This is a genomic window from Segatella sp. (genome assembly GCF_977051555.1).
The window spans coordinates 14,937-34,889 of the sequence record NZ_CDRSSE010000040.1 but is presented as its reverse complement, the minus strand read 5'-3'; the positions used below and the strand labels follow the sequence as shown (position 1 = coordinate 34,889).

The following is a 19,953-nucleotide window of genomic DNA, read 5'->3' as shown; positions in this document are numbered from 1 at the left end:
AAAGCATATTGGCGTACAAAACATTCTCGCATGGTACTGATACTTAAAACTGACGGGGAAGACCCTATAAACAGTGAATACTATGTGCATGCGGAACCAATTAAATGATAAATAAGTTTAATGTGGATAACGCAATTGAATGTAGCTTATATAACAACAATAGTCATAAGGCGAAGTTAATCTTTGTTTTATGACTATTGTTTTTTGCACCAACATAGTGTGGTTTCATTTTTATTTTGTATTTTTGCAACTGTAAAGAGTTGTTAGGCAAAGCAAACATATGCATATTGCAGAAGTTGTGACTATTGCCAAGTCATTACCTCTATTGAGGTTGAACACTTATAAATCGCTCATTTTAAGCTATTCAGCAGATTATAGAAGAATTTTTCGGAAAAATACTACCCAACGGTGTGGAGATTTTTTCGAAAACAGAAGGCTCGACCTTTTATTTCCAAAGCCCGCTGCCATACCTTTGCACCTGCACGATAACGGTTGATGCCAAAAGGAAAGACCATGTGGAGGAAAGAAAATCAGAGCGGCAAATGAAAATATAAACGTCACGGAAGTTTTGGACTGCACGATTATCGCATACTCATTTCTGAGAAATGGATACAATTACTGTCTTGCAAATGTTTTTAGAAAAATGGAAATCGCATACAAGAATGGCACAGCCTTCAGAGAAATTCCGATGAAAGAAGAGTATGGCTTGTCCATGCTTCTTGCATCGGGTTTTCTCCAAGGCTGTGCAGCCAAGCATGAAAGTGGTCGTTGAGGTTTACATCAATGACTTCTTTCTTGCGGTGGAGTATGCAAACAAAATGGTACGGCAAATCAAGGAATGGTGTTTCTTTTGATCGGTTAGCCTGCAACCGACAAAAAGAAGCACTTTTCCTCATGCCGTACTACTAAGACATGAAAGGGTGGCGTGCCACTGTTTCATGTCGTTTGGATTGTGCGATAAAAATGGAACTGCGAGTTGTGGCTATAAAAGTCAGCCGTTGTCAGCACGGCAAACAAAGAAAAGTCCTTGGCTGTATAGTCTTGAAGTATTTCAAGGCATACCGCCAAGGATTTTTCTTGCCGTGCCATAGTCGGAGGAAGTTAGTCTGAGGTACGAGGACTGTCTTTCTGCGACGACGGCTGAGTCTTATAGTGGATATTCATAAGGAGAGAAAAGCAAACGAATAAAAATACGTATTTTATGAATTTAATTCAATAATGTTGCTTATGTAGCAATTATTTTCAGACATAAACAATGCTATCGAGAAAGAAGTTCTATCATACGACCTTCTACTCTCTTTTTGGTAAAGTCTTGTGGACTTTATTTCCTATGAACACATGCGGAAAGTCAATGCCCGTTTCTATGTCTGTAAAACTTGCCGTTAAATAGGTTTGCGGTAGCATGTTTATGCTTGACATGTTTGACAGAAGGTATGCAACATTATCGTTTTTTAACTTAAAGGTATGTTCGAAGGTACTATTTTCTCCTTTTAAGTCGAAAGACAACATGGTTCCATTTTGAGATATATGGTATGTTCCTTTCATAATTGGTATGTCATTATATTTAAACTGCATGTCATTATAGCTAAAAGCGTAACATATGCTATCCTCACTTGCAACCAATACGAATAAGCTATTTGACCTTATATTGAGGTGGTTTCCTTCCTCCTCTTCAAAGTTCAACGTAAGAAATGGGAGAATCACATTTACCTCAATGCTACATGACTCGTTCGTGATTTTATCTCGTACGAAGATGTGAGTAGTACCTATTTCCTTGCCGATAAGAGTGATTTTCTGTTTGGCATTCTGAGCTGTAGAAATGTCCACTTTGTCGTTACCTTCAACAACAAAGTTTCCGCTTCCGCCAGTTATTATGAGGTTTGTCGTATCACCCAAGGATACCTCTGCATAATTTTCTATAGTCAGAGGCTGATACTCATTTTCTTTATTGCTCTTACATGCAAAGAAGCATAACGCAACTAAGATAACACCTAATATACTATATATTTTCATAATTTTATAATAATATGATAAAGAGGGAGCGTCTTGTATAACGCACCCTCTTAGCTGGTTGTTTTATTTCTTTCTTACATTAGGATAGAGTTTCAAATCCTGGTTGTAATGTCCGTTGTTCGAAGTTTCAAAATCCAGATTGGTGGTGTTTCTATCCACCATATAGTACCCATCCTCTCTGCCGCTCCATCCAAAATTCGCATGGATGTATGTGTCGTTTTGCCTTACAATGGTACGGGTGGTCGTTGTTCTTCTGCGGATTTGATAACCGTCAAGAATCCAGCAATGTCTTCCTCCGACACTAGAACTTCTTGTGCCCGCTTCATATGCTCCTGTAATAATTACGGGATACAATTTGTCAAGCGATTCTATAATTCGTCCCGCATCCATAGAATATCCAGCCCACTTTCTTCCGGAATCAAAAGTGATGCCAAGTCCGCTAAGGTAGCTTGAGGCATTGCTTATTTTTGCACCACCCTCTCCATTATTCCATGTTGTTTGAATTCCGTGAGCAACATGGTAAAATAAATTTGAAATCTGTGTTTTTAAAGATTCACTTCCATAATTACTAATTTCCGAGGATGCCTTCAGTTCACTCCAATTAAGCGAAACGCCATTGACAGTAGATAAACATTCGTAAAATGCAACTATCTGAGCAATAGCAACAGCGGTACATCCTACAGCGTTTTTCCCATAATATGGCCAATTTTGCATTTCGGATGCTGTTGTCTCGTCCATAAGATTGTTGTATGGCGCACACTGATTCCACTTTGTGGTGATAAGTGGTGTCACTTGCTTTATCAATGTGCCCTGAGGATTGGACGTAGCAACCGATCGAGTAATACCCTTTTGAACTTCGATACGGTCTTTTACCCCCTCAAAAGTAAAACTACTGGTTCCAATCTTTGCAGATATTTTAGCTTTAGCACTTGCTCGCAAAGAATCTATAACAACGTCTGCAGCCTTCACTTTACTTATCAGCGAACGCTGAGCTTCTTTGAGCATCATAGCTGCACCTTTGTTGGTGAGGGTGTCATTGAGAGAGCCATGCTCAACATATGCTATGACTCCAGGGACTCTTTCGTCTCCAGAAACGATAGCATAACCAGCATCGTCACCTTCGTTTAGACTTACCTCATAGAGAGGAATCTGTTTTCCGTTACTATAAGAGGAGAGGGAAAACTTCTTCACAATTGTCGGATTGGCAGCGATAGCTCTAGTGGAATTGCCTGTTGTAGAGAATTTGCTTACCATATCAACAATCTCATCTTGCGTCATCTCTAGTTGAGAATCTGGTACAATACTTGCATACTCTTGTTGTGTGAGGAGAATGGAACTTTTGGCATCGTTGGCGATGTTGTCGTCAATATCAGAGCAAGAACTCATCATTCCAGCCACACAAAGAGCAACGATAAAAAATTTCTTCATTGTCATTGTTGTTTTAAAATTAATATTCAAAATAGTATATAGCTATATAACTCCTTATCAATGCGTAATATGGAATTTTCCTTTATAAACCAAATTGCCCAAAACAATCATGATAGTATAATTGCCTGTGGGCAAATCTTCTGTTTCAAGAATACTATATGTGCGTCCTTCTACAATACCATTTGTATTTGATGAAGGAACTCCATACTCATCAGAGATGTAAATTGCGTACTCTCCAGAATAACGACTTATTTCTACAGTAACATATGCAGACTCTTGGTCAACCATTACTGAAGGAATAGCACTGCGTGCACCACCATGTTGCCGCATCCCATCCATATGGGTCTTTATGCCCTTTGCTGTAGAGGGCAATGTTGTTAGTAACAACAATAATGTAAAAATGATAATTTTCTTCATACTGATTTCGTTTGTTGTTAATTTCGGTGCAAAGTTACGTTAATTCCAAACACTCAGCAAAGAAGTTGGGTCTAATTCTTTAATTTTGCAACATTTTTATTATGTACTGATAATCAACGTATTACATACCCCCCCCCCAGAAAAATGGAGGTCTAAATTTGAAGTTTTGCTACTGATTTTAGTAGTTTTCCATGAATTCTCGTAGAGATTTTTGTTCTTTTTCTATGCCTACTTTTGCCTTGTAGAGAAATAGTTTCTGCTTAATTGCTTTCTCGCTGATACCATAGATTAGTGCAAGTGCCTTCTGTGGCATTTTAAGACGGAGCAGCATCATCAGTCGTAGGTCTTTCTTCGTCAATCCCGAGAACTGCGCTCTTAATCTTGACACAAAGAGATTCTCGACACTATCTAAAAACACTTCTATTTCATTCCAATCATCTTCTGATATGAGTATATGTTTCTCTGTCTCGTTTCTCATGGACTCGATCTTTTCCATTATATCAATTTTCTTTAGAAGAAAATTCCTCATAGTGCAAATTTGAATATCTCGGTGAGAGAGTTCTTGCGCATGGAGCTGTTCTGCCATTGTAGCCTTTTGTTTTGCTTGCTTCTTATTGGTATTATATATGTAGAGTACAAAAATGATAACAATTAGTGCCAGTACAACCGTCAATACTGTTGCAGCTTTTTGCGATGTAATCTCACCTTGCAATCTTGCTTCTTCCTTTTCTTTTTGCAGAACAGAGACATAATAGTCATTTTTGACTTGCATGGTTGTACAGTACATTTTGTCTAAATAGTAGTTTGACGAGTCAAGGCAAACAATAGCCGGTTGTATTTGTCCTTCTCTTATTGCCGCCTTACATCTGATATAATAAATAAGGTGTCGGCTAGCATGAGAATCTTTACTGACCTTTGCAAGAATATCTTTTGCCTGTAGCGTTGAATCAACATCACAATATGCATCTGCTAGGGCAAGGGCGTTCGAAGTATCAAACATCGATTTCCTATATAAATAGGCTTCCTTTGCACAAGTAAGTGCCTTTCGGTACATTCCTGCATCATGAAATAACCGCGACATATCTTGATAGACATCAGCTAAAACCAGGGAGTCTCCCAATTCTTTAGCCAAATTCAAAGCTATTTTACATTCTTTCAGGGCTATAGCAGAGCTATCAGCAAACTCAAGTGCCTCACATAAGTTCAACCTGAAGTAAATCTTATTGGCAAGTGATGCCGTCGTATCTCTTTCATATTTGTCAATAGCCATTCTTGCATGAAGCAAAGCTTGTTTGGCATCCGTCATCTTCTCTACTTTAGAAAGTTTTTCCAAAGCAAGGCATTCCGTAAGGATGTCGTCTATCTTTTCTGACGCTTTATATGAGCGATCTAGACAACGGATGGCAAACTCCGTGCTATCATTTAGCATATAGTATTTGCCCATATAGTATTGGCATTTTGCATAAAGGGAATCTTCGGGATGCTTTTCATACCAGTTGTATCCAATGCGAATTAGCGAATCTTCGTCCACATCCAACCCCGACTTATCTTGTGCCATTGTATACACAACAGCGTACTTTGCCTGTTCAGACTTGCCCAGTTCACTGAACTGCATGTTGTTCAGGAGTGCGAGGGCACTATCCGGGTGTTCTCCTGCCAGTAGCAATGCTTGTGCTATCGTGGTATTAGGCTTGTGTTGGCAAGACGACATAAACACCAAAACCACAATAATCAATGAACTGATGTGAATATAAAAATTTTTCATGACTTAATTCTTTTATGTTTTTTGCCTGCAAAAATACAAATTTTCCGAGAAATACGACCAGAAATAAGGTCTAAATTGCCAATCTATAATCATAGCGATTATCTTGTTGATACACAGCAGATTATTTGTATTTAACTGCTTTTTATAAGTCTAAATTTTAGTTTCGGTAAACACAAAAGTGACTTTTATGCCTGCGATTAGTGAAAAATATGCGGTTAAGGTCGCCTCTTACCAACAAAAGATATTTTTGTCATCTCAAAAGAAATTTTCAGTGCAAAAAACTACCTTAGTACTGAGCGCTCCGGTTTTCAGATTGATGAACAGCATTCGCCCATGAGCAGGTTGATGTGACTGATGTTGCGTTTCAGCGAAAGCAGCGATTGCTTGTCCCAGTTTACATACCATGCAGCTCTGATTCCCATGCGCGGATCGTTCCACTCTCTGAGATATTTCTCGGTAAGCAGGCTACCATTTCCTGTAAAGCGGGTCTTTCTGGCCGATGCCTCGGCATAGGCGTTGTGCATATTCTTCTCGTGAAAGAAGCGGCGAAAGGATGAGAACATGCAAACCAAACAGAACATTCAAAAAACAGGAACCCTTGCCACATAAGTTTGAATGGATTGAAATGGAAATAGCAAAGAATAGAGAAGAATATGATTTAATAAAAACAGATTTATCCAAGCAAAAAATCGGTGATAAAAAATATTAAAACATTCTTTATCCCCGATTAAATATCGTACTTTTGCAACCGAAAGAGTTCTTTGAATGGTTATGCAAATCACAGCAGGATGCTACATTCTGTTTATTTCTAATTCGTAACCTCTTCTTTTTATGAGATAAAAACTTATCTCATTCTCAATCACTTATAAAAAATACGTACTTTCTAAATTAAAAAATGAGTCCACTTGAAAAAGTATCCTCGTTAAAAGTTTAACATACATTGGCTCAGGAGAGAACGTCCGTGGATAAGACAACCTCTCCTGAGCCCTTTTTATCCTTTTGACTTGTCATAATCATTCATTACTATTTAAAAGTTACAAACATCATTTCAAATATTTTCTATCATCACCTTCATCCTCCAATACACGCATTTGCTGGATTGCTATTTGATTAAGCTTAACCAAACGTTCACCTTGTGGCATCCCTTGATCAATAAATACCGCATTGAGATTCTCCATATTGGAAAGACAAATCAACTCGTTGACAGTTACGTAATCACGTATATTACCCTTCTTTTCGGGGTTCAAATCTCGCCACTGCTTCGCAGTCATACCAAACATTGCCACATTCAGAACATCAGCCTCATTTGCATAAATCAGAGAAGCTTGCGCAGACGTAATTTCAGTAGGAATCAAATTATGCTTTATCGCATCAGTATGAATGCGATAGTTGATTTTAGAAAGTTCACGCTTAGCAGACCAGCCCAATTGAGCTTGTTCCTCCGCTTTTAAGCGTTGGAACTCCTTAACCATATAAAGTTCAAACTCAACAGATATCCAACTTGCAAACTTAAATGCTATATCTTTATGAGCATACGTACCTCCATAACGCCCAGACTTTGCAATCAAACCAATTGCATTGGTGGTATCTATCCATTTTTTAGGAGAAAGAGTAAAAGCATTAAGACCTGCCTCTTTTTTAAACCCCTCGAATTCGAGGGGTTTAAAAGAAGGATTATATAAACCTTCCCAAATTCCCAAGTATTCAATTGTATTGCGATTACGCATCCAATTTGCTATGACAGCATTAGGATCGTCACTCTTGTATCGTGCTATATCTGTCAAAGAAATAAAGTCTTCATTGTTTACAGATATAACAGTAACACCTGTGTCATGTACTATAATTTTTGCCATATTTTGTCAATATTTGGTTTGTGCTTACAAAGTTAATAAAAAAACTCAAACTTACAACACTTTTGCAACAAATTTACAACCAAAACCAGCAAAATAAACCAAGCATAAACCAACAAACTAATAAACCAAGCATAAACCAAAACATACCACAACTATGCTATTTTTCATCTGCCACATTCATTTTCCTGGAAGTTTCTTTCTTTTTTCCATAAAATATGAGTACTTTTGCAATAGATTTACAGGAGGAATCGTCAAATACTGATTAGAACAAATCGTCAAGCATCATAAAGAGAGAAGAGAGATGGGAAAAAGAAAAATCGCTTTATATCACGCATTCCATACCTCCCTGCCAATCATGGCTGGATATGGATTTCTGGGACTGACTTATGGCATTTATATGCATGAGTTGGGCTTCAACTTTCTGTACCCTATGCTGCTCGCCATCACGGTTTATGCAGGCAGCGCAGAATTCTTGCTGGGCAATATGCTGCTGGGCAGCTTCCATCCCCTGCAAGCCTTCCTGATGGTATTGATGGTGAATGCACGACATCTGTTCTATGGTCTTTCAATGCTCGAAGAATACAAGGGACTGGGATGGAAGAAATTCTTCCTTATCTTCGGCATGTCGGACGAGACTTTTGCCCTGACAAGCGCTTCCAAGATTCCGGAAGGAACAGATAAAGGATGGTACCTGCTCTGGATTACCTGGCTCGATGAAACCTATTGGGTTATCGGGGCAACGCTGGGCGGCCTTATCGGCCCGTTTCTCACCTTCGACCTCAAAGGATTGGACTTCGTGCTGACCGCCATGTTTACGGCTATCTTCGCCGACAACTGGCTTCGGGAAAAAGACCATACCAGCAGTATTTCCGGACTGATTATCTCGGGGCTGTGCCTCACGATATTCAGTGCCGACCACTTCATCATCCCAAGCATGGTCATCATCCTTATATTTCTCACCCTCAAAAAAAGAAAAGTATGAGCCTTCTCCAACAAATCATCATGGTTTCTGCAGGCGTAGCAGCCACCATGCTTACCCGTTTTATTCCCTTTATCGCCTTCCGACCGGGGAAGCCAACACCTAAATATATTCTGTATTTAGGCAAGGTACTGCCAGCCTCGGTCTTTGCCCTACTGGTGGTTTACTGCCTTCGCCACATCCATTCCTTCTCTGCAGATTCCTTGGCGCAGGTGGCAGCTGTAGCCTTCACCATCCTCATCCACGTATGGAAAAGGAATATGATGTGGTCGATAGCAGCAGGCACCCTCTGCTATATGCTGCTCATCAGAATCTGACTACACACATTTCTCCATCAACATAGAAGAATTTGATCATACACATTTCTCCATCAATACAAAGGTGATGAATCCCAGGAGAAGGGCGTAGGTGGCTTGTTTCTGGAAGCCATGGGCATGGGTTTCGGGAATCATCTCATCGCTCGTTACATAAAGCATGGCACCACCGGCAAAGCCCAGCATCACGGGGAGGAAGGTGGTAGAGGCTGAGCCCAAACCGAAACCCAACAGAATGCCTACCACTTCGAGCAGGGCGATGAAGATGGAAATGAAGAAGGTACGGACTGCTGTAACACCTGCCATCATCAAAGGAGCAATAATCACCATACCCTCAGGGATGTTCTGCAGGGCGATACCGAAGGAAACGCCCCACTCCGTTGCGCCTTCTGATGAACAGACACTCACTCCAGCAGCCATGCCTTCGGGCAGTTTATGTAGGGCTATCGCCATCACGAAAAGCATCACATGACTGAGCCTGGCATTGTTGCGATGCTCCTCGGGATCTAGTCCCGTGATATGATGAAGATGGGGAGTCACCAGATCGAGCACGTTCAGAAACAAGGCTCCTGCCATCACGCCGATTACTACCAGCCACCAAAGCCTGGTCTGTTCGAAGGCTGGCACTATCAGTCCCAACGTGGAAGCTGCCAGCATGATTCCGGCACAATATCCCAATACGGCGTCGTTCCATTTGTGAGGCAACTCCTTGACGAAGAATCCCAAAATGGCACCTATAATCGTGGCACCGCAAAGCCCGGCAGCACTAATCAATACGTTTGTCATAATCAATATAATATATCGAAGTTATCCAGTTAAACACATGAAGATGCAGATATATCATAGAAGAAAAAAAGCATGGACAACCATCACGGTCATCCATGCCCATCTATTTCGTATCTGATCTATTCTATTTTTATAAAATGTGTATGTTATGGTGAAATTGGTGTTTTCCAATTTCATATCATCATTCCTATTTCAACTTCTTATAACCATAAGCTGCGTTATTGCCCAACTGCTCTTCGATGCGGATAAGCTGGTTGTACTTAGCCATACGGTCGGTACGACTCATAGAACCCGTCTTAATCTGACCAGAGTTTGTTGCTACAGCAATATCAGCAATTGTTGTATCCTCGGTTTCACCAGAACGATGGGAAGTAACGGTGGTGTAACCATGGCGATGAGCCATCTCGATAGCATCCAGTGTCTCGGTGAGAGAACCAATCTGGTTTACCTTGATGAGGATAGAGTTGGCTGCACCCATCTTGATGCCCTTCTCCAGGAACTTCACGTTGGTAACAAAGAGGTCGTCACCTACCAACTGGCAACGATCGCCGATGGCAGCAGTCAACTTTACCCAGTTGTCCCAATCGTTCTCATCAAGGCCATCCTCAATTGAATCGATCGGATATTTGGTAATCAGTTCTTCCAGGAACTTGATCTGCTCAGCAGCAGTCAGTTTTTTACCATTAGGATCCTTCTTCTTACCATCCTTCAACTGGCGATAATCGTAGTACCACTCACCATTTTCCTGAACGGCAAACTCGCTGGCAGCACAGTCCATGGCAATCTTCACGTCCTTACCTGGCTCATAACCGGCATCCTTGATAGCCTGACAGATACTGTCGAGCGCATCCTCAATACCATCGAGTGCAGGAGCAAAACCGCCCTCATCACCTACGGCAGTAGAAAGACCGCGGCTCTTCAGGAGCTTAGCCAAGGCATGGAACACCTCAGCACCCATACGGATAGCCTCCTTCTCGGAAGGAGCACCCACAGGACGGATCATAAATTCCTGGAAGGCGATAGGCGCATCAGAGTGAGCACCACCATTGATGATATTCATCATAGGAACAGGAAGGGTGTAAGTATTGCAACCGCCAATGTAGCGATACAATGGGATGTGGAGATACTCAGCAGCAGCATGAGCCACAGCCAAAGAAACACCGAGGATGGCATTGGCACCCAGATTAGACTTGGTCTTGGTACCGTCGAGTTCCAACATCTTATAATCGATGGCACGCTGCTCCAAGGCAGAGAAACCTACCAAAGCAGGAGCAATCACCTGATTCACGTTCTCCACAGCCTTCAAGACGCCCTTGCCGCCATAGCGGCTCTTGTCGCCATCACGAAGTTCCAAAGCCTCATTTTCACCAGTGGATGCACCAGAAGGAACTGATGCACGACCTACGATACCTGACTTCAAAGAAACTTCAACCTCTACTGTAGGGTTGCCACGAGAATCCAAGATTTCTCTTGCATGAACATTTTCAATAATCATAATTCTATAATACTTTTAATTACATAAAACATTTCTTATTTCAGAGTGCAAATTTAGGTATTATCTGACAAATCTCCAAATTTCGGGCATCATCAAAAGTAGGTATTTGCCCGAAAATACCTACATATAAGTATGCAGAAAATCACCATTTATCACATCCCCATCACTTTCCCGATAATCTCCTCGAAATCTTCCTTCTGCATGGCACCCATCTGTACGGATGGCTTGCCTTTCATGGGAATGAAAAGGAAGGTAGGGATGCTACTGATGCCGAAGACGGAAGCAAGTTCAGACTCCCGGTCGATATCCACCTTATAGAAATCTATCTTGCCGGCATATTTCTCGGCGAAAGATTCTACTACAGGAGCCATCATCTTGCAAGGACCACACCAGGTGGTGTAGAAATCGATGACGGCAGGACGGGAACCGGCGAATACCCACTCATCCGGATGAGCTTCGTAATCCATAATCTTTTTTCTGAAATCAGATGTGGTGAGATATTGCACCTTGGCTTTTTCTGTTTTTTCCGACTTCTCTACAGCCGTTTGAGGAGAAGCAGCAGGTGCTTTCCTGTTTTGGGAACAAGAAACCAGAAATGGTAAAAACAAAATGGCTGCTAATATGATTTTCTTCATCGTTTTTTCGTTGTTTTAATTTGAGAGGGTATGCCATTAGTCCATCACACACCCTCTTATAAATAATCACTAATAACTAATCACTACTCACTAATAAATAATCACTAAGAAATAATCACTAATCACTCCCCCTAATCCTTCAAAGAATAAGTAACGGTAGTAACAACCCTTACCTTTTTAATATATGGGGTATTGGAATCGCGGTCTTCGATAGAGAACTGACCTTGGTCGGCATTCATGATTTTATCAATCTTGCTCTTGCTGTTCTCAGCAAACTGGGCAGCAGTCTGCTCAGCATTCTCTATCGCCTCCTGCATCATCTTAGGTTTCATCTGCCGGAAGGCAACATACTCATACTTCACCGGATTCTCATAGCCACCATCCACAATGGCAACACCTTTCTGAAGCAGATCACCCTGACGGGCAATGATACTTCGGACCAGTTTCACATTCTTGGATGTAACCGTGATGATGGAAGTGATATTATAACGATACCCCTGACGGTTTTCGCCATATCGTTCAGCATTGAGATCTATGACCACAGGCGCATTCACATTGATTTCGCTAGCCTTCACACCATTCTCCACCAGGAAGTTTCTGATGGTTCTCGTGGTGGCATTGATTTTTTGATAGAGTTCAGGCAGGTCATTGCCTATTTCCTTGGAAACGATAGGCCACGTCACCTTATCAGCCTCCACCTCCTTTTCGGCAAGGCCTTTCACTACAACCTTTCGGTCATTACTAATCACACTTTCAAGTCCCGACTTGATACAAAATCCAAGCACGATGATGCCGATGGTTAAAATCACGGCTTGCTTAATACCAGAATTGATGTTCATAATTAGTCCTCCATTATTAAGTTGTTAAAATTGAGTTTCCATTCTATCTCAGATTGAGTTGCAATTTGAGTTTTCAAAGATACAACAAAAATATAGAAAAGCGACACTTTATAATGATAAAATATGCTAAAACAGCCCATATCAACCCATAAGCACCATTTTTTCTGCACAAAAACTTGCATATATTACCAAAAAAAAGCTATCTTTGCCCAAAAACAATAAAATGGATTACAACATGATTGGGACCGCATGGTCGCTGTTGCCTCCTATCGTCGCCATCGCTCTGGCGCTGAAGACGAAGGAGGTCTACTCTTCTCTCTTTATCGGCATCATTCTGGGTGCCGTACAATATTGTATTTCAATGGGAACAGGTTTCGACGGATTCCTGGTTCACCTCACCAATCATACCGTAGGCGAAGGCGATGATGCCAAAGCTTACGGCTTGATACATTGCCTCTCCGATCCCTGGAACGTGGGCATTCTGGTATTCCTGGTGGTTCTGGGCAGCATCGTTTCACTGATGAACAAGGCGGGAGGTTCGGCAGCTTTCGGCCGTTGGGCTTCCAAGCACGTACACTCGAAGATTGGGGTGCAGATTGCTACCATTCTGCTCGGCATTCTGATATTCATCGATGATTACTTCAACTGCCTTACCGTGGGTTCGGTGATGCGCCCTATCGCTGTGCGCAATGGTGTTACCAAGGAGAAACTGGCTTATCTCATCGACTCTACAGCCGCTCCAGTCTGCATCATCTCCCCAATCTCCAGTTGGGCAGCTGCGGTATCGGGCTTCGTATCGGGCGGTGAGAACGGACTGGCGCTTTTCTGCAAGGCGATACCTTTTAACTTCTACGCTTTCTTCACCATCCTCTTTATGTTTGGCATCGTGATACTGGGCTTCGACTTCAAGGCGATGAGCAAGTATGATGCGAGACTGAAGGAATGGTACGAGCGAACCAATGGCGGAAAACTCGATGAAGTGAGCGATACCAAACTGCAGATTGTTGAGCACGGTGTGGGAGCCAAACAGGAAGAGGATTCCAAAAACAAGGGAACCGTGAGCGACCTGGTGATTCCAATCATCATGCTGATTATCTTCTGTATGGCAGGCATGGTATATTCGGGCGGATTCTTCGATGCCGATAATGCCAACTATCTCAACTTTGTGGATTCCTTTGCTGCGAGCAATGCCTCTGTGGGTCTGGTAATCGGTTCATTGGCTGCCCTGATTCTTACCATCATGATGTTTACCATTCGCAAGACCTTGCCTTTCGATGAGGCGATGAGTAGTCTCATCAAGGGATTCGAGGCGATGGTACCAGCCATTCTGATTCTTACTTTGGCATGGACGCTGAAGAGTATGACCGACTCGCTGGGGGCAGCAGAATATGTATCATCGGTTGTAGCGAGCAGTGCTTCAGAGCTTCAGATGCTCCTTCCGGGCATCATCTTCCTGGTAGCAGGTTTCCTTGCTTTTGCTACGGGTACATCCTGGGGAACCTTCGGCATTCTGATTCCTATCTGCATCGCCGTATTCCCTGGTGCTGATCCTTTGCGCATCATCTCTATCTCGGCATGTATGGCAGGTGCTGTCTGTGGCGACCATATCTCTCCTATCAGCGATACCACCATCATGGCGAGTGCAGGAGCCGAGTGCAAGCATGTGCATCATGTTTCATCTCAGTTGCCTTACGCCTTGACCGTAGCCTGTGTGAGTTTCCTCACCTTCATCGTGGCGGGATTCACTCATACGCTGGGTATGGTAACGAGTGCCATCATCTCGTGGATATTCGGTGTTGCCATGCTCGGTTTTGCTTTATTTTATTTAAATAAGCGCCAGAAAGTTAAATAGTTCTTAATTTATTTGTATATTTGAAATATTTTCAATAACTTTGTAGAAGAATTTAATAAATAACATATTAATAACTTAATACAGAATACATTATGAAGGAATTAAAAGGAACAAAGACAGAGAAGAACCTCCAGGAGGCTTTCGCTGGTGAGTCACAGGCTCGTAACAAATATACCTATTTTGCAAGCAAGGCAAAGAAGGACGGTTTTGTACAGATAGCTAATATCTTTGAGGAGACAGCTGCTAACGAGAAGGAGCACGCTAAGTTGTGGTTCAAGTACCTGGAGGGCGGTGCTATCCAGGATACCGAGAAGAACCTGGAAGCTGCTGCCAATGGTGAGCACGATGAGTGGACCGATATGTATCCACGCATGGCAAAGGAGGCTCGCGAAGAAGGTTTCGAGGAGATTGCAGCTAAGTTTGAGATGGTTGCTCAGATTGAGAAGCATCATGAGGAGCGTTATCGCAAGCTCTTGAAGAACGTACAGGACAAGCTCGTCTTCTCTCGTGATGGCGACTGCATCTGGCAGTGCTCTAACTGCGGACATATCGTAGTAGGCAAGAAGGCTCCTGAGGTTTGCCCAGTCTGCAACCACCCACAGAGCTACTTCCAGATTGAAGCACAGAATTACTAATTCTTGCTTGGGGCGGATTTGCCAAATTCGCCGGAACGACTAGCGAAAGAAACGCATAGCGAGATCTATACTAAAAGAAAGCCAGCAGGGGAAATTCCTGCTGGCTTTTATTTTATTCATGATTGAATAGCCACCCTAAAACGCTAGAGTCATGATTATTGTTTAATTATCCCAGACACTGAATCCTGGTCTTTTATTTGACTGGAATTCATTACCATTTTCTATCACACCACTGTTATTCAAATTTTCAGATGGACTAGCAGCGAGGATTAACTCATTAGAGATGTTCATAACATCCATATTTGGCTTGATATAATTTTTCTTATTCATAATGATAATTGTTTTAAAGGGTTGATTTACTTATTTACATATTTCTTTCCGTTCTTGATTACTACGCCCTTGTAGCTAGCGTCAACGCGCTGACCAGCGAGGTTGTAGATAGCGCCGTTCTCAGTACCCTTTTCTACTTCAACCTGTCCGATACCTGTGGTACCACCACCGATATTGATTGAGTAGAAAACAGGAGCAGCAGCTGTATTACCAGTAAGCTGCAAGTAGCCCTTACCCTGAGGAACAGCTACATCCTTTGCGACACGTACGAAACCAGATACACCATCTTTGGTTGTGAAACCATAGAAGTTAGTACCATCAGACTTAACTGTACCATCAGATACCGTCAAATCAGTTGCGAATGTAGCATCAGCCTTCTCTGTAGCAGGAGCCAATTCATACTTCTGTCCCTCAGTACCACTTACAAGTACTGCCATACCTTCAGGTACAACACCTGTAAACTCAGTATAAGCTACCTTCTGATTATCCTCATCCACCTTAATGGTATAAGCCTTCAATCTGTTCTCGCTATAATTTACAGGATAAGAGCAAGCGAATGTTGCGTAACCGTTGGTTGTTGGAGTTACTGACTCTTTGGCAATGTATTTTACGGTAATCTTCTTGATATCCTTTCTAGTATTTCCATTTGTAAATACTACTGTCTGTGAACAACCAGACCATTTACCACCCTTAAATGTTCCACTATCGACACTAAATCCACTGTTAACACCATCTATATGGATGAGAGTTATAAAATTACCCTCAGGAACAGAGATTTTAAACTTTGTGTTACCATAAACACGCAGTTCATTCACAGAGTCATTAATCCACCATCTAACGCCCTTTCCCCCACTTGTTTCAAAAGAAACGTTCTTGGCAATCCACTTAGAAGAAGTCGCATTTTCTGCATTATTATCGTTTGTTGGAGTTAAACCTGAGCCATAATCACAAGATTCAGTAAAGTCAAACACACCATCTTCAACCTCGAACGGCTTAGTCAAGTTGATGGTATATGATACTGTAGATGCTTCATATTTATCATTACCAGCATAACTTGCAGTTATAACAGCAGTACCCTCTGTTGTACGCAAAGTAACAGCACCAGTTGATGCATCTACCGTAGCTACTTCAGGTTTATCGCTTGAATAAGTGATCTTTGCACCTTCTACTGCTGGAGTTAAAGTTGCAGTAGGAGCAGCAAAGGCATCACCTACAGTACAGTTGTAAGTTTTGCCATTGAGACCTTCACCAAAAGACAATGTTGTTGATGTCTTACTTGAGCCATCATTAATATAAGTGATTTCCAACTTTTTAAATCCATAGTTTCCTGAAGTTCCACCAATGGTAAATGTGATCTGATTGCTTCCAGTAGAAGATTCCCATGTTTTGGTTGTTTGATTATAACCATTAGGAGTTACAGAACCAAAAGTACCTTTGTTACTGATAAAAGTATATACAACTTTGGTAATAAGTTTTTTAGAATCAACAATAAGACTACCACCAGCATATACACGTGCCTCACTACTTTTAGCATTCCATGCAGGTGAATTATTCTTTCCTTTCGTTAATGTAATGGTGCAATGTGTACCTGTCAGGGTAACTTTATCACTAGTAGTAAACTGAGAAAACGTATAAGTTTCCTTTGTTTGTCCATAGCTCGCCCCCCCCACAGAGCACAACTACACAAATAAGCAATAAATAGCGTAATAATTTATTCATAATCTTAACTTTTAAATTGTTTTTATTTAGTGTTTTACATTAAATTCTGGTGCAAAATTAAGCAATTATTCAATACGATGCAAGTTTATTTGATGGTAAAAACCTTTTTGAAACATCTTTTTAATCGTTTTGTACATATTTTCTTTAGGAAATGCTTGGTTTTGTAGATTTTAAGTCTTAATTTTGCAGCGCTAATCAAAATATTATAATTATGAGAAGAAAATTACTACAATGGGCACTTGCCATGATTGCAGCAGCCCTGCCAGCTATACCATCTCTGGCACAAATACCTGATGGTTACTACGACTCTCTGAAAGGTAAAAAGGGAGCCGAACTGAAAAACGCGATACACGAAATCATCAAAACAGCAAAAGTGTATGACTATGGAAGCGGTAAAGGAAAAACATGGTGGGGATTCTGGGATACAGACCGGGATGAAAACGGATACTATATCGACCGATACTCTGCCCAGAACGAATGGGAGAAAGCAACCTCTCAAGGTACATCTGGAGCAGCCATGAACATAGAACACTCTTTCCCTAAAAGCTGGTGGGGAGGAGCAAGCAACCAGGCATATAAAGATCTCTACAACCTGATGCCATGCAAAGCTAAAATCAATTCTACCAAGAGTAACTTCCCTATGGGAAAGGTGGAAAGTGGCGATAAAGGTAATGGTTGGACCAAAGTGGGAAAAGGCAGCGACGGAAAAATGTATTGGGAGCCTGCTGATATGTGGAAGGGCGACTTTGCCCGTGGCTACATGTATATGGCTACCACCTACCAGCACTTCAACTGGACCGGAACCCAAGCCCTGCAGATTCTGCAGAAGGGCAACTACCCAACACTGCAGAAGTGGGCTTACACCTTATATATACAATGGGCTAAAGGCGACATGCCTGATAAATTGGAAATCCAGCGTAATGAAGAGGTATTCAAGATTCAAGGCAACCGCAACCCATACATCGATTTCCCTAACCTGATGGAATATGTATGGGGCGACAGTATTGACTATGCTTTCGATCCTGCCAAGACCCTAAAGGCAACAGAGTACAAGGGCGGAACCGGTGGAGAAGGTGGTGGAACCATAGACCCAACCCCTAATCCAGAAAAGCCTGCGGTAGAAACACTGATGAACGAAGACTTTACCAAGAGTAAAGGTGGCTGCACGGAAACGATCAACAGAAATGAAAGTGGCTACAAGAATATATGGATGCAGACTTCACAATATGGTTGGAAGGCCTCAGCCTATACAACAAGCAACAAGAAGAACCATGCCGCAGATGCCCTCCTCTCAACACCGGAGATAGACCTTACGGAATATAAGAATGCAACACTGACAATCAACCAGGCTGTCAACTTCGCCAAAGGTAAGGGACACGAATATCTGTCGATAGAAGCATTGGTTACCAATCCGGAAACCGGCGAAACTGAGACATCATTGCTCGATGATTTCGTGGTACCACAAAAAGATTCGTGGGAGTTTAATGATTATAATCTCGACCTGTCACAATATTGCGGAAGTAAGTTGCAACTCCGTTTCCGTTACACCAGCGATGAAACCATCTGCTGCACATGGGAAATCAAGAAGATGTCGGTCAAGGGAACCAAACCTGTGGGAACAGGCATCAACCAGACACAGATATCAACTTCTACCGATATCGACTTCAGTCAGCCTTATCAGGTATACACCATTGATGGCAAGAAGACCAGCCTCAGCAACGGCTATAAGGGAATCTTAATCATCAAACAAGGTAAGAATGCTAAGAAAATCGTGAAATAGCAGAATTCATAAAGCCCATCTTGCATCGCCTGATGCAAGATGGGCTTTTTCTTTATGATTTAGCTTGAACCATTTCCAACATGATTTCTATCAACCTTGGAACACCATACTGTTCTACCTCGTCCTCTTTCACCCAGATATAATCATCAGGGAGCAGGGGGCGGGTTTCTGTTTCCTGCAGATAGAAGTCGGCAAGGAGGACGCGATGGGTAAGTACATGCTTCACATCCTTAGCCAGGAGAAAAGGATTATGGACAAAGGCAGGCAGTTGCGGAGCATCTGATGCGTTATATGGTTCCCACAATCCTTGCCAGATATCACCCTCGCCGCGACGGTGGATAGCCACTTCGCCTTTACACCTTATATATATATAGGAGAGATGGCGCGTTTTCACCTTCAGTGTCTTGTTCTTCACCGGCAACTCCTCTACCCTTCCAGTCCTCAACGCCTCACAGGTTTCGGCAAGCGGACAGACAAGACATTTTGGAGATTGGGGAGTGCACTGGATAGCTCCGAAATCCATCATACCCTGGTTATAGGCAGCAACAGGCGATAATGCTGTATCAGAAAGTTGCAGAGCAGACGAAGCAGGCAAGAGTGATTGAGCCAACGCAGCAAACTCCTTTTTCCCCTGCGTTGAGTTGATAGGAGTATCTATTCCGAAGTAACGTGAAAGAACCCGGTACACATTGCCATCTACTACTGCCGCCGGAATATCAAAGGCAAAAGAACCGATGGCTGCTGCAGTATAATCGCCCACCCCTTTCAGGGCTTTGATACCTTCAAGCGTATCAGGGAAATGACCGAGCTCTACTATCTGTCTGGCAGCAGCATGAAGGTTGCGGGCTCGCGAGTAATACCCCAATCCCTGCCAGAGTTTCAAGACATCATCCTCGCTGGCAGCAGCCAAGTCTTCAACCTTGGGATAGTTCTTCATGAACCGCTCCCAATATTCCCATCCCTGTGCGATGCGGGTTTGCTGAAGGATGATTTCGCTCAGCCAGATGGCATAAGGATCCTTGGTTTCGCGCCAAGGCAAATCCCTACCATACTCACGAAACCAACGGATAATGACAGCCGAAAAACTATTCATAAAGTTCAATGTTCAAAGTA

At 42.2% G+C, this 19,953-nt stretch carries 20 protein-coding genes; 7 read left to right on the top strand and 13 right to left on the bottom strand.

The window, feature by feature from the left end:
* Nucleotides 1-643 precede the first annotated feature (643 nt).
* Nucleotides 644-772 (top strand): hypothetical protein, encoded by a 129-nt coding sequence (locus tag ACWJAO_RS09975; protein WP_255415916.1) that lies wholly within the window; start codon nucleotides 644-646, stop codon nucleotides 770-772.
* Nucleotides 773-1,290: 518 nt separating this feature from the next.
* On the opposite strand, the gene ACWJAO_RS09970 is transcribed toward ACWJAO_RS09975, so the two are convergent.
* From ACWJAO_RS09970 to ACWJAO_RS09950, 5 genes are all read right to left on the bottom strand, one after another.
* The gene (locus ACWJAO_RS09970) at nucleotides 1,291-2,013 is read right to left on the bottom strand and encodes a hypothetical protein (RefSeq protein ID WP_153117873.1); all 723 of its coding nucleotides are present in this window, start codon (nucleotides 2,011-2,013) and stop codon (nucleotides 1,291-1,293) included.
* A 63-nt stretch (nucleotides 2,014-2,076) separates the two neighbouring features.
* Nucleotides 2,077-3,447: a C10 family peptidase gene (locus ACWJAO_RS09965; RefSeq protein WP_153117875.1), complete on the bottom strand. Its 1,371-nt coding sequence runs from the start codon at nucleotides 3,445-3,447 to the stop codon at nucleotides 2,077-2,079.
* A gap of 51 nt (nucleotides 3,448-3,498) precedes the next feature.
* Nucleotides 3,499-3,858 carry a hypothetical protein gene (locus ACWJAO_RS09960; RefSeq protein WP_153117877.1) on the bottom strand — a complete coding sequence of 120 codons (360 nt, stop codon included), beginning with the start codon at nucleotides 3,856-3,858 and terminating at the stop codon, nucleotides 3,499-3,501.
* Between the two features lie 178 nt (nucleotides 3,859-4,036).
* A complete protein-coding gene (locus ACWJAO_RS09955; protein WP_153117879.1) occupies nucleotides 4,037-5,623 on the bottom strand; it encodes a hypothetical protein in 1,587 nt (528 codons plus the stop codon).
* A gap of 308 nt (nucleotides 5,624-5,931) precedes the next feature.
* A complete protein-coding gene (locus tag ACWJAO_RS09950; RefSeq protein ID WP_238405813.1) occupies nucleotides 5,932-6,147 on the bottom strand; it encodes a hypothetical protein in 216 nt (71 codons plus the stop codon).
* 29 nt (nucleotides 6,148-6,176) lie between these two features.
* On the opposite strand from ACWJAO_RS09950, the gene ACWJAO_RS09945 reads away from it, so the two are divergent.
* On the top strand, nucleotides 6,177-6,332 hold the full coding sequence (locus ACWJAO_RS09945; protein ID WP_449140138.1) for a hypothetical protein: 156 nt from the start codon (nucleotides 6,177-6,179) through the stop codon (nucleotides 6,330-6,332).
* A 334-nt stretch (nucleotides 6,333-6,666) separates the two neighbouring features.
* Here the strand turns inward: ACWJAO_RS09945 and ACWJAO_RS09940 are convergent, their stop codons facing one another.
* Nucleotides 6,667-7,476, bottom strand: coding sequence for a KilA-N domain-containing protein (locus ACWJAO_RS09940; RefSeq protein WP_449140137.1), 810 nt, complete (start codon nucleotides 7,474-7,476; stop codon nucleotides 6,667-6,669).
* Nucleotides 7,477-7,777: 301 nt separating this feature from the next.
* Between ACWJAO_RS09940 and ACWJAO_RS09935 the strand changes: the two genes are divergently transcribed.
* The gene (locus ACWJAO_RS09935; RefSeq protein ID WP_449140136.1) at nucleotides 7,778-8,458 is read left to right on the top strand and encodes an AzlC family ABC transporter permease; all 681 of its coding nucleotides are present in this window, start codon (nucleotides 7,778-7,780) and stop codon (nucleotides 8,456-8,458) included.
* Nucleotides 8,455-8,772 carry an AzlD domain-containing protein gene (locus tag ACWJAO_RS09930; RefSeq protein ID WP_287835329.1) on the top strand — a complete coding sequence of 106 codons (318 nt, stop codon included), beginning with the start codon at nucleotides 8,455-8,457 and terminating at the stop codon, nucleotides 8,770-8,772. The genes ACWJAO_RS09935 and ACWJAO_RS09930 overlap by 4 nt, the downstream gene beginning before the upstream one ends.
* 36 nt (nucleotides 8,773-8,808) lie before the next feature.
* Here the strand turns inward: ACWJAO_RS09930 and ACWJAO_RS09925 are convergent, their stop codons facing one another.
* From ACWJAO_RS09925 to ACWJAO_RS09910, 4 genes are all read right to left on the bottom strand, one after another.
* Nucleotides 8,809-9,555 (bottom strand): ZIP family metal transporter, encoded by a 747-nt coding sequence (locus ACWJAO_RS09925; protein ID WP_264901271.1) that lies wholly within the window; start codon nucleotides 9,553-9,555, stop codon nucleotides 8,809-8,811.
* A 187-nt stretch (nucleotides 9,556-9,742) separates the two neighbouring features.
* Nucleotides 9,743-11,050 carry a phosphopyruvate hydratase gene (eno, locus tag ACWJAO_RS09920; RefSeq protein ID WP_449140135.1) on the bottom strand — a complete coding sequence of 436 codons (1,308 nt, stop codon included), beginning with the start codon at nucleotides 11,048-11,050 and terminating at the stop codon, nucleotides 9,743-9,745.
* A 152-nt stretch (nucleotides 11,051-11,202) separates the two neighbouring features.
* Complete coding sequence (gene trxA / locus ACWJAO_RS09915; RefSeq protein ID WP_449140134.1) at nucleotides 11,203-11,685, bottom strand: thioredoxin; 483 nt, start codon at nucleotides 11,683-11,685, stop codon at nucleotides 11,203-11,205.
* A gap of 131 nt (nucleotides 11,686-11,816) precedes the next feature.
* Nucleotides 11,817-12,524 (bottom strand): SIMPL domain-containing protein, encoded by a 708-nt coding sequence (locus tag ACWJAO_RS09910; RefSeq protein WP_449140133.1) that lies wholly within the window; start codon nucleotides 12,522-12,524, stop codon nucleotides 11,817-11,819.
* Nucleotides 12,525-12,747: 223 nt separating this feature from the next.
* On the opposite strand from ACWJAO_RS09910, the gene ACWJAO_RS09905 reads away from it, so the two are divergent.
* Together ACWJAO_RS09905 and rbr are read left to right on the top strand one after the other, a co-directional pair.
* Complete coding sequence (locus ACWJAO_RS09905; RefSeq protein ID WP_449140132.1) at nucleotides 12,748-14,376, top strand: Na+/H+ antiporter NhaC family protein; 1,629 nt, start codon at nucleotides 12,748-12,750, stop codon at nucleotides 14,374-14,376.
* A 92-nt stretch (nucleotides 14,377-14,468) separates the two neighbouring features.
* On the top strand, nucleotides 14,469-15,011 hold the full coding sequence (rbr, locus tag ACWJAO_RS09900; protein WP_449140131.1) for a rubrerythrin: 543 nt from the start codon (nucleotides 14,469-14,471) through the stop codon (nucleotides 15,009-15,011).
* Nucleotides 15,012-15,173: 162 nt separating this feature from the next.
* Here the strand turns inward: rbr and ACWJAO_RS09895 are convergent, their stop codons facing one another.
* Entirely contained in the window at nucleotides 15,174-15,341 is a 168-nt protein-coding gene (locus tag ACWJAO_RS09895; RefSeq protein ID WP_186292181.1) for a hypothetical protein, read from the bottom strand.
* A gap of 26 nt (nucleotides 15,342-15,367) precedes the next feature.
* Nucleotides 15,368-16,648, bottom strand: a complete 1,281-nt coding sequence (locus tag ACWJAO_RS09890) for a hypothetical protein (RefSeq protein ID WP_449140130.1) — start codon at nucleotides 16,646-16,648, stop codon at nucleotides 15,368-15,370.
* 623 nt (nucleotides 16,649-17,271) lie between these two features.
* Between ACWJAO_RS09890 and ACWJAO_RS09885 the strand changes: the two genes are divergently transcribed.
* Nucleotides 17,272-18,840, top strand: coding sequence for an endonuclease (locus ACWJAO_RS09885; RefSeq protein ID WP_449140129.1), 1,569 nt, complete (start codon nucleotides 17,272-17,274; stop codon nucleotides 18,838-18,840).
* A gap of 52 nt (nucleotides 18,841-18,892) precedes the next feature.
* Here ACWJAO_RS09885 and mutY read toward each other — a convergent pair whose 3' ends face one another.
* On the bottom strand, nucleotides 18,893-19,933 hold the full coding sequence (gene mutY, locus ACWJAO_RS09880; protein WP_449140128.1) for an A/G-specific adenine glycosylase: 1,041 nt from the start codon (nucleotides 19,931-19,933) through the stop codon (nucleotides 18,893-18,895).
* Nucleotides 19,934-19,953: the final 20 nt, after the last annotated feature.

Coding starts and splice junctions, on each gene's coding strand:
- ACWJAO_RS09975 (WP_255415916.1), top strand. CDS start 644: ATGGAAATCGCATACAAGAATGGCACAGCCTTCAGAGAAATTCCGATG.
- ACWJAO_RS09970 (WP_153117873.1), bottom strand. CDS start 2,013: ATGAAAATATATAGTATATTAGGTGTTATCTTAGTTGCGTTATGCTTC.
- ACWJAO_RS09965 (WP_153117875.1), bottom strand. CDS start 3,447: ATGACAATGAAGAAATTTTTTATCGTTGCTCTTTGTGTGGCTGGAATG.
- ACWJAO_RS09960 (WP_153117877.1), bottom strand. CDS start 3,858: ATGAAGAAAATTATCATTTTTACATTATTGTTGTTACTAACAACATTG.
- ACWJAO_RS09955 (WP_153117879.1), bottom strand. CDS start 5,623: ATGAAAAATTTTTATATTCACATCAGTTCATTGATTATTGTGGTTTTG.
- ACWJAO_RS09950 (WP_238405813.1), bottom strand. CDS start 6,147: ATGCACAACGCCTATGCCGAGGCATCGGCCAGAAAGACCCGCTTTACA.
- ACWJAO_RS09945 (WP_449140138.1), top strand. CDS start 6,177: ATGAGAACATGCAAACCAAACAGAACATTCAAAAAACAGGAACCCTTG.
- ACWJAO_RS09940 (WP_449140137.1), bottom strand. CDS start 7,476: ATGGCAAAAATTATAGTACATGACACAGGTGTTACTGTTATATCTGTA.
- ACWJAO_RS09935 (WP_449140136.1), top strand. CDS start 7,778: ATGGGAAAAAGAAAAATCGCTTTATATCACGCATTCCATACCTCCCTG.
- ACWJAO_RS09930 (WP_287835329.1), top strand. CDS start 8,455: ATGAGCCTTCTCCAACAAATCATCATGGTTTCTGCAGGCGTAGCAGCC.
- ACWJAO_RS09925 (WP_264901271.1), bottom strand. CDS start 9,555: ATGACAAACGTATTGATTAGTGCTGCCGGGCTTTGCGGTGCCACGATT.
- eno (WP_449140135.1), bottom strand. CDS start 11,050: ATGATTATTGAAAATGTTCATGCAAGAGAAATCTTGGATTCTCGTGGC.
- trxA (WP_449140134.1), bottom strand. CDS start 11,685: ATGAAGAAAATCATATTAGCAGCCATTTTGTTTTTACCATTTCTGGTT.
- ACWJAO_RS09910 (WP_449140133.1), bottom strand. CDS start 12,524: ATGAACATCAATTCTGGTATTAAGCAAGCCGTGATTTTAACCATCGGC.
- ACWJAO_RS09905 (WP_449140132.1), top strand. CDS start 12,748: ATGGATTACAACATGATTGGGACCGCATGGTCGCTGTTGCCTCCTATC.
- rbr (WP_449140131.1), top strand. CDS start 14,469: ATGAAGGAATTAAAAGGAACAAAGACAGAGAAGAACCTCCAGGAGGCT.
- ACWJAO_RS09895 (WP_186292181.1), bottom strand. CDS start 15,341: ATGAATAAGAAAAATTATATCAAGCCAAATATGGATGTTATGAACATC.
- ACWJAO_RS09885 (WP_449140129.1), top strand. CDS start 17,272: ATGAGAAGAAAATTACTACAATGGGCACTTGCCATGATTGCAGCAGCC.
- mutY (WP_449140128.1), bottom strand. CDS start 19,933: ATGAATAGTTTTTCGGCTGTCATTATCCGTTGGTTTCGTGAGTATGGT.